Genomic DNA, 11,671 nt, shown 5'->3' on the forward strand with positions numbered 1-11,671 from the left:
CGTGCGGAAGGCGACGGTCGCGGTGTCCTTGCCCTGGCTGCCGCCGTCCTTCGGCGAGCCGCCGCCGCAGGTCGGGGCTGACCCGGTGCCGATCGTCGCAGTTCGGCGTTCGAGCTGACGACCGAGCGATCGGCGGACGTCGTGCGCGTGAGGCGGAGGGTGCGGCGGCCGGACGGCGTGCCGATGTCAGCCGGCGAGCCGGGTCTGCAGTTCGCGCATGCTGCGGATCTCGATCCCCTGGTCGGCGTTGACCTCGCGGGCGAACCGGTCACTCGCCGGCTCGAGCCCGCCGCCGGCCGCGTAGAGCTGCTGCACCATGGTGAGCGCGCCCTCGTGGTGCCGGATCATGAAGTCGAGGAAGAGCCGGTCGAACTGCTCACCTCGGGCCTTGACCAACTGCGCCAACTGCTCCGGGGTGAGCATGCCGGGCATGACCGCGTCGTGCTCGGCATGGTGTTCGTGCGGCCCGGGGAGCTGCTCGCCGCGGTCGGTCAGCCACTGCTGCATCTGCGCGATCTCGTCGCGCTGCGACGTCTCGATCCGCTTGGCGATCAACGACACGTCCTTGCTGACCGAGCGGTCCGCGACGAGCGCGGTCATGTCCAGCGCCTGCACGTGGTGCGCGATCATCCGCTGCATGAACTGCGTGTCGGCCGCGGTGTGCTTCGGCGGCGCGGGCAGCTTGGACTGCTCTTCCGGCGAAAGGACGCGGCCGCCCTGACCGGGCGCGCCGGGCTGGACGATCCGGGGCGCGGCGACCGGCCCCTCCGGGGCGTCGTCGGTGAGCTGGACGACGGCGAAGACCGACGCGCCGAGGACGACGGCGGCGGCCACGGCGGCGATGACGATGCGTCGACGAGACGAGAACACGATTCGATCACCGTAGCCGAATTCGGCCCGTCACACGAGGGGCCGGACGGATGGTCCGCTCCGCATCACTTGACGCTCCTGTCCGGAACGCCTCAAGATCAACGCAGCGGACCACGCCACCGGTGGGGCCGCCCGAGCTGGGTGTGGTGGACAGTGCTGAGCGCATTCGGTCTGACCGAACTCGAAGAGAAGATCTACCTGGCGCTGGTCGGCGGCAGCCCGAGCACCGTGACGGAGCTGGTGGAGCGCCTGGCCGCCGACGCCGACGAGGTGGACGGGGCGCTCGGTTCGCTCACCCGCCACGGTCTCGTCCGCGTGGTCGGCGACCGGGCCGGCGCGGCGCCACCCGACCTGGCGATCGATTCCCTGCTGACCCAGCGCATCCGTGAGCTTCAGGAGGCGCGGATCGACCTGCGGGAGTGGCTGCGCCAGCAACGCGCGCCGGAGCCCGCGGATCCGGGCGTCCAGATGGTCGTGGGTGTGGCGGCGATACTGCAGACGTTCGACCAGTTCCTGCGCGGCGCCGAGGAGGAGGTGCTCGGTTTCGAACGCCCCCCGTACGCGGCCGACATCTCGGAGAATCCGGCGGAGCTGGAACTGCTGGATCGGGGCGTACGCTTCCGCGTGGTCTACGACCGGCGCGGCCTGGAACGACCGGGCGCCTCGACCCACATCGGCCGGTTCATCGCCGCCGGCGAGCAGGCCCGCGTAGCGGCGGACGTACCCGCGAAGCTCGCCGTGGCCGACCGCCGGATGGGGCTGCTCTCCTTCCCCTCCCAGGCCGACATGGTCGAGCCCTGGGCGCTGGTGGTGCGCGGCGCCACCTGGGTCGAGGTGCTCGTGGCGCTCTTCACCGAGGTCTGGGAGCGGGCCACGCCGCTGCGCCTCGCTCCGGCCACGACCGTGCTCGACGACGCCGACCGCTGGACCGTGCCGACGCCGACCGACCGGCAGATCCTCTCGCTGTTGATGACCGGGTTACCGGACAAGGCGGTCGCCTCGCAGCTGGGCATCTCGCTGCGCACCGTGCAGCGGCGGCTGCGGCAGCTCATGGACGTGACCGGCAGCGCCACCCGGATGCAGCTCGGCTGGTTCGTCGCGCGTAACCGGTGGCTCTGACATCGCGCCGCCGGTCCGTTTCCGCCGGCACGCGGGCGGAACGGACCGCGACGGGTCCCGCCGGCCGGCGACACGGCCGGCGGGACCCATTGATCACTTGGTGACCGTCACCGAGACGGTGACCGGGGTGGACGGCGCCTTGGCGCCGTTGTTGGCCACCAGCACCGTGGCGACGTACGTCCCCGGGGTCAGGCCGGTGGCGTCGACCGTGACGGTCAGCGCGGCCTTCTGCCCCGGCGCCACCTCACCGGAGGTCCCGGCCGACAGCCACGACACGTCGCTGTACGCCGGCAGCGACCCGTCCACGTGGTAGACCTTGCTGCTGTACGGCTGGTTCCGGTAGGCCACCGTCCAGAGGTTGCCCTGCTCGTCGATGTCGAGCCCGGCACCGCTGATCGGGTTCGGGTCCGGGTCGGGCACCGAGGCCAGCGCCCGGCAGGTGTCCGGTTCCATCGCCCAGATCGACTCCTTGGCGTCCTGGTTGATGCCCCACAGCACGTTGTGCTCCTCGTTGAGGGCGAGCCCCGTCATCCACGGCACGGGCGGGGTGCACTCTCCCAGCACCGAGCCCGGCTGCGGGTGCGACAGCCCGGCGATGTGCCGGATGGCCCCGTCGCCGCTGAGATAGAAGGTGTCGTCCGAGGCGCGGTAGGCCAGCCCGTAGTAGAGCTTGCCGGCCCACGGCCCCGTGATCGTCTCCTTGACCTCCAGGGTGTCCGGGTCGAAGCAGACGATCGGCAACTCCCCGACGATCCACATCTTCGGGGCGCACATGAGGTCCCGCCCCGGCACGTACGCCATGTCTGAAGGCCAGCCGCCGATGTCGAGCACACCCTTGGCGAGCGACGTGCCGTCGGCGGCGAAGCGCTGCACCTGTCCGAGCAGGTACGAGTTGGAGACGATCAGCTCACCGTTGCGGTAGCCGACACCGAACGCGTAGTAGAAGTCCTTCACCGGGAAGGAACTCATCACCTTGCCGGGCACGCCGGCCGGCGGGGTGGCCGAGTCGATCTCGCGGGCCAGCCAGGTGGCCGGCAGGTCACCCTTGTTGGTCAGGGTCACCGTCGCGGTCCGGGTCTGCCCGGCCCGCGCGCTCACCGACACCTTGCTCTTGTTGGCCAGCAGCAGCGGCGTACGCAACGCGACGTCGTGCTTGACCACCTTGGCCTCGGCCACGGTGACGGTGGCCGGCGGCAGGTCGTACCCCGGCTGCAACGCGGCCACGGTGACCGGCCCGGCCGGCGCCTCCAGCTGGTAGAAGCCCTCCGCGTCGGTGGTCGCGGTGATCGGTTGCCGAGCGTTCGGCGACTCGACCCGTACGGTCGCGCCCGCCAGGGGCTGACGGTCGTTGGCGTCACGTACCGTGCCGCGCAGCAGGCCCCGGCCGGGCACCTCGAAGGTGATCGCGGTCGCCTCGTCGAGCACCGCCTCGTCCCCCGAGTACGTCAACGCCACGGTGCCGCTGGCGTCCTCGATGCCGACCGTCGCCGAGCCGCCGGCCGCCGCCGTGGCCTTGCCGAGCTTGCGGTACCGGATGCTGACGGTGCCGTTCTCGTCGAGCCGCACCTGCACGTCGACCCGGGACTTCGGGTCGCTCTTCAGTGCGGCCCGGGTCCAGCTCACCACGAGCTGCCGGTTCTTCCCCGCCCCGGTCGCCTTCGTCCGCACGGTCGAGGCGTGGTCCAGCACCAGGTCGTCCCAGAACGCGTAGACGGCCGGCGCCGACACCTCCGGTGAGGGCAGCGGACCGTTGGCGCCGACTGAGGTGACGGCGTCCGCGCCGAAGGTCAGGTAGCCGTCGGTGTGCACGGTGATCCGGTCGTACGTGGTGCCGTAGAAGGTCATCGGGAACGGCAGGTCGAAGCCCTTGCTCGCGGTGTCACCGGTGAGGGCGAGCACCTTGCCGCCGTCCTCCCACTTGCCCGCGGTGACCCCGGCGGCGTAGCCGTACCGGTCGGTCTTCGCGGCGAGTGCCACGTCCACCGTCTGCGGCCCGTCCACCGTCAGCGCGACCGTCTTCGGAGCCAGCCACCGTCCGTAGTCGACCAGCAGGTCGTATTCGGCCTCGGGCAGCGTCCCGGAGTAGCGGCCCTCGACGTCGGTGACGAAGCCGGGGAACGACTCGTCGGCGAGCGCCAACCGGGCGCCGGCGACCGGCTCGCCGTTCGGGTCGGTGACCCGGCCGCTGACCGGCTGCCACGGGGCGGCCTCGGAGAGGTCCAGGGTCAAGTTCACGGTGCCGCTCTGCGACACGGTGATCGTCCGCCGCTGGGTCCGCTGCCCGAAGGAGGTCGCGGTCAGCGTGTACTCCCCGGCCGGGACGCGGCCCAGCTGGACCGTGCCGTGGGCGTCGGTGCGGGCGGTCCGGGTGACCAGGTTGGACGTCAGGGTGATCCGCGACCCGGCCAGCGGGTCGCCGTCCCGGTTCGCGTGTACCACGACACCGCCGAGCTGGGCGGTCGAGGCCTGGGTCACCAGGTCGTACGCGTCCAGCCGACCCTCGCCGTAGACGTTGTTGTCGGCCGGCGTGCCACCGCACTGCTGGTCGTCGACGTCGTGCGCGGTGCGGTCCAGCAGCTCGCGGGTGGTCACCACGTCCCGCCGCAGGTTCGGCACCGCGGACCAGGCCAGCGCCACCGCGCCCGCGACGTGCGGGGCGGCCATCGAGGTGCCGTCCATGTAGCCGTAATCGCTGCCCGGCAGGCTGGAGAGGATCTGCTCACCAGGGGCGGTGATGTCCGGCCGCACCGCGCCGTCCCGGCCGGGGCCGCGGCTGGAGAACTCGGTGATCACACCGTCCGGGCCGGTCGCGCCGACCGCGTACGTCTGCGGGTTGCTGGCGGGGTGCCCCGCCGAGCCGCACGGCTCCGGCGCCTGCTCCGCCTCGTTGCCGACCGCGAAGACCGGGAAGATGCCGGCCGCCACCCAGGAGTCGACGATCGCGTCGTACATGTGCGGGTCACCGCCGACGCCGCCCCACGAGTTGTTCACGATGTCCGGCGACAGCTCCGGGCGCGGGTTCTCGCCGTTGCGGTCGGTCGGTGCGAGCATCCACTGTCCGGCGGCCAGCAGCGACGCGTCCGTGCAGTAGGTGTACTCGCAGCCCTTCGCCGCGATCCAGGTCGCACCCGGGGCGACCCCGGTGATGTGCCCGGCGCCGTCGTCGCCGACCATCGAGCCGACGGTGTGCGTGCCGTGCCCGGCGTTGTCGCAGGGCTCCTCGGACGTGCAGAACCCGGTCGGGTCGTACCAGTTGTAGTCGTGGGTGAAGGTGCCGTCGTCGTTGTTGCCGCGGTACTGGCGCACCAGCGACGGGTGGTCGTACTGCACGCCGGAGTCGACGCTGCCGACGACGATGCCCTCGCCACGGGTGCCGTACTCGCGCCACACCTTGTCGGCGCCGACCGCGGTCAGGTTCCACAGCAGCGGCGTCTCGGCGTCCGCGCCGGCGGTGCGGACCGGCTCCTCCAGCGTCGTCACGCCGACGGTGGTGATCCGCGCGACGTCCGAACGGCCGGCCAGCTCGGTGAGCAGGTCCAGGTCGCCGGTCACCTCGATGACGTTCGCGATCCAGAACGGGGTGAAGTCGGCGTGCCGCTTGCGCAGCAGCTCGCGCAGGCCGCGCTGCGTCTGCTCGGCGTGCGCGACCTTGGTCTGGTAGACCCGCGTGGTACGGGCCACCCGTCCGGCCCGACCACCGGCGGCGCGCTCGACCCGGTCGAGTTCCGCACCGTCCAGCTGGGCCTCGTCGGCCAGGTCGACCATGAAGGTGGTGCTGGTGCCGCTGCGGGCGGCGGCGAGCACAGTGGGCTCGACCTTACGCAGCGGCTCCACCGTGCCGCTCGTTGCCGTGGGTGTCGGCGTCGCCGCGATGGCGCCGGTCGGCAGCGCGAGCAACGCCGCCAACACCGCCGCGACCGTGGCTGTCGCGTGGCGCGCCCCGTATCTGGATCTGCGCATGAATTCCCTCCTCCGGGCGGCCGCCGGGAATCGCCGGCGGCGCCGTCGCAGATTCTGGGGCGGCGGGCGGCCCGGTGGAGGGCATGATCACTGGCGGAGCCCGGACATGGCGGAACTCCGCCATGTCCGATTGGCCACGGCGACACCGGCGCGTCACCTCGCGGCCGGATCGCCGCGGACACTGTCGAGCTGCCCCGGGTCCGAGCCGCTCGACAGCCTCCGGACCGGCGGCAGGCGCTGGCGCCTCGCGGCGATGCGGCGGTCAGCCGGCATCCGGCAACCACGGCTCCAGTACGGCCGGATCGGCAACCGCCTCGCGCACCTGGTCCCGCTCCGGCGTGGTCAGCCGGATCGCCTGAAGTCGCGCACCCCAGTCGGGCACCCGCTCGTGCTCCTCGAGCGCGGTCGAAAGTTCGATCAACGCGGCGAGCGTCAGCGCCTGCTCGACGGCCGGTGCCGTGTCGCCGTGCCGGCGCAGCCCGGAGTTGAGTGCCCGCAACGCCGCCCGGTCGTCCGACTTGAACTCGCGCAGGATCCGCGCGTTGTCGAGGACACGGGCCAACCCCACCAGGCGCGACGAGCCGCCGTACTCCAAGTCCGGCGGCTCGTCGCGCCGGATGAAGACGATGGTGTTGCCGGAGGGGTCGACGACGCTGAACCGGGACGCGCCCGGCCGGAACCGGGTGATCCGCGGCCGCCCCTTGGCGAGCACCTTGCCGTACGCGCCACGCATCGCCTCGGTGAACGCCGCGTGGTACGGGGCGACGGCGTCGACCATCACCAGGCACCCTCCGGTCTGCTCGGCGACCGGATCGACGCCGGGCGCCGCGCTGCCGTAGTGCAGCTCGAACCCGCTCCATCGGAAGGCCAGATACAGGTACGGCCTGGTTTGCTGCCAGGTCACCGCGAACCCGAGCGACCGCCAGAACGCCAGGGTCTCCTCGGCCGACACGCAGGGCAGCAACGGCACGACGGTCTCGGTCGGGCGGACGAGTTCCTTGGTCAACCTGGACCTCCCGGCTGTCGGCTCGTCGGTCCGGCCATTGTGCCAGCGATCGGCCGCGTGCTGTGGGATCGACCACGATCGGCTGCCGCCGGCCGCCTACCGACCGCAGGTCACCACGGGTGGCCAGGCAGGTCTCGTACATCCGGCGGCTCCCGCGCGGCCACCTGCTACCCATATCCTCCGACGGTCTACTCCCAACGGAGGCCCCGTTTGATGTACAGGCACCTGACCAGACGACCGCTGGCTGCGGTGGGCTTACTGCTCACCGCCAGCGCACTGACCGTGGCGAGCAGCACGGCCGCCGTCGCCGCACCGGCGGCGGCACCGTTCGTCACTGAGATCCACTACGACAACGCCGGCACCGACACCGGCGAGGCGATCGAGATCCAGGCGCCGGTCGGCTACGACCTGACCGGCTGGCAGATCGTCCTCTACAACGGCGCCAACAACGCGGCGTACCAGACCCGCACCCTCAGCGGTACGGTGCCGGCCGCCGGCGTGGTCGTCGCGTCGTACCCGACCGACGGGATCCAGAACGGATCGCCGGACGGCATCGCGCTCGTCGCCCCGGACGGCACGGTCGCCGAGTTCCTCACCTACGAGGGCACCATGACGGCGTCCGGTGGCCCGGCGAACGGGCTGACCGGCGTCGACATCGGCGTCGCGGAGACCTCGAGCACGCCCGTCGGCCACTCGCTGCAGAAGACCGACGGGACGTGGCGGGACGCCGCGCCGAACAGTTTCGGCAGCCTGAACAGCGCCGGCGACGGCGACGGTGACGGCGACCCCGAGCCGCCGCTGGGGTGCACCGTCACCGTCGACCACACCATCGCCGAGGTCCAGGGCACCGGTGGCGCCACGCCGCTGGCGGGCACCCGGGTCACCGTCGAGGGCGTGGCCACCGCCGACCACCGCACCGGCGGCTACAACGGCGTCTACGTGCAGAACGCCGGGACCGGCGGGGACCGTCCGGTCTCGGCCGGCACCGCGTCGGACGGCATCTTCGTGTACCTTACGACGAACACCGCCAACCACCCGTCGGTGGCGATCGGCGACCGGGTACGCGTGAGCGGCACCCCGAGCGAGTACAACGGCCTCACCCAGGTCACCATCGGCGCCAAGGCCGACGTGCAGGTGTGCGCACACGACGCCCCGCTGCCCGCGCCGGTGCCGGTCGGCCTGCCGCTGGACGACGACGCCCGCGAGTCGGTCGAGTCGATGCTGGTGGCGCCGGTGGGCTCGTACACCGTCTCGGAGGTGTACAACACCAACCGGTACGGCGAGGTCGTGCTCGCCGCCGGTGACCGCCCGGCCGCGAACGCGACCGACGTGGCCCGCCCCGGCTCGGACGAGGCGCGTCAGGTGACGGCCGCGAACAAGCGTGCCCGGATCCTGCTCGACGACGGCCGGACCACCAACCTGTCCACCGGTGGTCTGCTGCCGCCGTACCTGTCGAAGGAGAACCCCCTGCGGGTCGGCGACTCGGTGGAGGCGTTCGGACCCTCGGTGTTGTCGTACGGGTTCGACGAGTGGCGGTTGCAGCCGACCCTGCCGGTCGGCGCGGACACCGTCGCCCCCGCCCGGACGACCTTCAAGGCCACCAACCCCCGGACCGCGGCACCGGTGAACGTCGGCGGTGACGTCCGGGTGGCCAGCTTCAACGTGCTGAACTACTTCGTCCACTTCGGCGGGGACGCCCGGGGCGCGGCCGACGAGGCGGCGCTGGGCCGCCAGGAGGCGAAGATCGTCTCCGCGATCAGCGCCCTGGGCGCCGACGTGGTCGCCCTCGAGGAGATCGAGAACTCGGTCCGCTTCAACCCGAACGACCCGCAGCAGGCCCTGAAGCGCCTGGTCGCCGCGCTGAACGCCAAGGACGGCGCCGGCACCTGGGACTACGCGCGCAGCCCCGCCGAGCTGCCCGCGCCGGCGCAGCAGGACTTCATCACCACGGCGATCATCTTCAAGCCGGCGAAGGTGCAGCCGAAGGGCCCGGCGCGCTCGGTCAACGACGAGACCGTCTGGTCCAACGCCCGGGAGCCGATCGCGCAGGCCTTCACCGCGGGCAAAGTCTCGTTCATCGTGGTCGCCAACCACCTCAAGTCCAAGAGCGGCACCGGCACCGGTGACAACGCCGACACCGGTGACGGTCAGGGGTCCTGGAACGGCGATCGGGTCCGGCAGGCGCACGCGCTGGCCACCTTCGTCGACGAGGTGAAGACCGACAGCGGCACCGACGAGGTCCTGCTGCTGGGCGACTTCAACGCGTACACCCAGGAGGACCCCATGCAGGTCCTCTACGACGAGCGGTACCGCGACCTGAACGACACGGGCAAGGCCACCTACGTCTTCGGCGGCGAGTCCGGCTCCCTGGACCACGCCCTCGCCTCGCCGTCCCTGGCGGCCCGGGTCACCGGCGTCGACGTGTGGCAGATCAACGCGGTCGAGTCGTTCGCGTTCCAGTACGACGGGCTGTCCGCGTTCTACGAGCCGAGCCCGTACCGGGCCAGCGACCACAACCCGCTCGTGGTGGGCATCAGCACCGGTGCGAAGCCGGTGGACCTGCAACTGCTGACCGTCAACGACTTCCACGGCCGGCTGGAGTCCCCGGCCACCGTGGACGACCAGCCGGTCGGCGGCGCCGCCCAGCTCGCCGGCCTGGTGGGTCAGCTGCGGGCGCAGAACCCGAACACCGCGTTCGTGTCCGCGGGCGACAACATCGGCGCCTCCACCTTCATCTCGGCGATCGACGGGGACAACCCGACGATCGACGCGCTGAACCAGATGGACCTCGCCGCGTCGGCGGTGGGTAACCACGAGTTCGACAAGGGTGTCGCCGACATCACCGGCCGGGTGTCCGACCGCGCCGACTTCCCCTACCTGGGCGCCAACGTGTACCGCGGCGACGTCCGGGAACTGCCGGCGTACTCCGTCAGCAACGTGGGCGGGGTCCGGGTCGGCTTCGTCGGTGTGGTGACGGAGCAGACCGCGTCGCTGGTCAGCCCGGACGGGATCGCCGGGCTCACCTTCCGCGACCCGGTCGCCGAGGCCAACCTGGTCGCCGGCCAGCTCAAGGACGGCAACCCGGACAACGGCGAGGCCGACGTGGTGGTGCTGCTCGCGCACGAGGGTGCCGCGACGGAGCACATCGACTCCGCCGAGGCGCTCGCCGCCGACCCGGTCTTCGGCCCGTTCACCCGGGTCGACGCCACCGTCGACGCGATCGTCAGCGGTCATACCCACCAGCCGTACGCCTTCGAGCTTCCCGTTCCCGGCACCGACCGGCTGCGTCCGGTGCTGCAGGCCGAGGACTACGGCAAGCGGCTGGGCAAGGTGACGCTGACCTACGACCCGGAGGCCAGTCAGGTCACCTCCGCCGACGCGGCGCTGGTGGACGTGGTCGGCGCGCCGCAGGACCCGACGGTGGCCGGCATCGTGACGGCCGCCAAGGAGAAGGCCACCGAGCTGGGCAAGGAGCAGCTGGGGTCGATCACCGCGGACGTCAAGCGGGCCTACACCGACGGCAACGAGGACCGGGGCAAGGAGTCGGCGCTCGGCAACTTCATCGCCGACGTCCAGCTCGCCGGCACGAAGGACGCCGGTCGGGGCGGTGCGCAGATCGCCTTCATGAACCCGGGTGGACTCCGGGCCGACCTGCTCTACGGCGCCGACGGCACGGTGACCTACGCCGACGCGTTCGCCGTCCAGCCGTTCGCCAACGACGTGGTCACCAAGAGCTACACCGGCGCCCAGATCAAGCAGGTGCTGGAGGAGCAGTGGCAGCCCGAGGGCGCTTCGCGTCCGGTGCTGTGGCTGGGCGTGTCGAAGGGGTTCAACTACAGCTACGACCCGGAGGCGCCCAAGGGCTCGCGGATCACGTCGGTCAAGCTGAACGGAACGGCCATCGACCCGTCGGGCACCTACCGTGTAACGGTGAACTCGTTCCTCGCCGCCGGTGGGGACAACTTCACCACCCTCGGCGCGGGCACCGACCCGGCGACCACCGGTAACAACGACCTCACCATGCTGGTGGACTACTTCGCGGCGAACTCGCCGGTCACCGCGGACACCGAGCCCCGGTCGACGATCGGTCAGGCCGGGCCGCAGTGCACCACGACGATCACCGGCCGGTACACCAGGCCGCTGGTCGTCACCGCGGGCCTGACCTGCCTGGAGAACGCCACCATCGCGGGACCGGTCACGGTCCACCCGGGTGCCTCGCTGGTGGTCACCGGCGGCACCGTCAACGGTCCGATCGCCGCCACCCGCCCGGTGCTGTTCGAGCTCTCCGGCGCGACCGTGGCCGGCCCGGTGACGGTGTCCGGCGCGACCGGCGAGCTGAAGATCGGCGACGGCAAGGTGAACGGTCCACTGTCGCTCACCGGTAACACCGGTGGCGTACGGATCGAGTCGGTCGCGGTCGGTGGGCCGGTGACGGTGACCGGCAACACGGGCAGCCAGCCGGTGGTGGTCGCGGCGAACACCGTCGGCGGGCCGCTGAGCTGCTCCGGAAACAACCCGGCGCCGGTCAACGAGAGCCGGCCCAACACGGTGAAGGGCCCGGCGACGGGCCAGTGCGCCCGGCTCTGACCGGACGCTGATCCCCCGTGCGGGGGCGGCCCGGCCCCGGCGGGGGGGGCCCCCCGGGGGGGGGTGGGCGCCCCGGGGGGGGGGGGGGGGGGCCGGGCCGGCCGGGAGGGCCCGGGCCTGGGGGCGCGC

Annotated in this window: 5 protein-coding genes; 2 read left to right on the forward strand and 3 right to left on the reverse strand. The window is 72.0% G+C overall.

Features of this window, described 5'->3' with window-relative positions:
• Positions 1-186: 186 nt before the first annotated feature.
• Positions 187-870, reverse strand: a complete 684-nt coding sequence (locus ABZS42_RS27370) for a DUF305 domain-containing protein (protein WP_355150009.1) — start codon at positions 868-870, stop codon at positions 187-189.
• A 153-nt stretch (positions 871-1,023) separates the two neighbouring features.
• Between ABZS42_RS27370 and ABZS42_RS27375 the strand changes: the two genes are divergently transcribed.
• Positions 1,024-1,989: a helix-turn-helix domain-containing protein gene (locus ABZS42_RS27375; RefSeq protein ID WP_355150011.1), complete on the forward strand. Its 966-nt coding sequence runs from the start codon at positions 1,024-1,026 to the stop codon at positions 1,987-1,989.
• Between the two features lie 93 nt (positions 1,990-2,082).
• Here ABZS42_RS27375 and ABZS42_RS27380 read toward each other — a convergent pair whose 3' ends face one another.
• Both ABZS42_RS27380 and ABZS42_RS27385 read right to left on the reverse strand, forming a co-directional pair.
• Positions 2,083-5,949, reverse strand: a complete 3,867-nt coding sequence (locus ABZS42_RS27380; RefSeq protein ID WP_355150013.1) for a S8 family serine peptidase — start codon at positions 5,947-5,949, stop codon at positions 2,083-2,085.
• A 262-nt stretch (positions 5,950-6,211) separates the two neighbouring features.
• The gene (locus tag ABZS42_RS27385) at positions 6,212-6,955 is read right to left on the reverse strand and encodes a glyoxalase (RefSeq protein WP_355150015.1); all 744 of its coding nucleotides are present in this window, start codon (positions 6,953-6,955) and stop codon (positions 6,212-6,214) included.
• A gap of 213 nt (positions 6,956-7,168) precedes the next feature.
• Between ABZS42_RS27385 and ABZS42_RS27390 the strand changes: the two genes are divergently transcribed.
• Positions 7,169-11,542, forward strand: a complete 4,374-nt coding sequence (locus ABZS42_RS27390) for an ExeM/NucH family extracellular endonuclease (protein ID WP_355150017.1) — start codon at positions 7,169-7,171, stop codon at positions 11,540-11,542.
• Positions 11,543-11,671: the final 129 nt, after the last annotated feature.

This window comes from Micromonospora sp. NPDC005367 (assembly GCF_040606825.1).
Lineage (GTDB): Bacteria > Actinomycetota > Actinomycetes > Mycobacteriales > Micromonosporaceae > Micromonospora.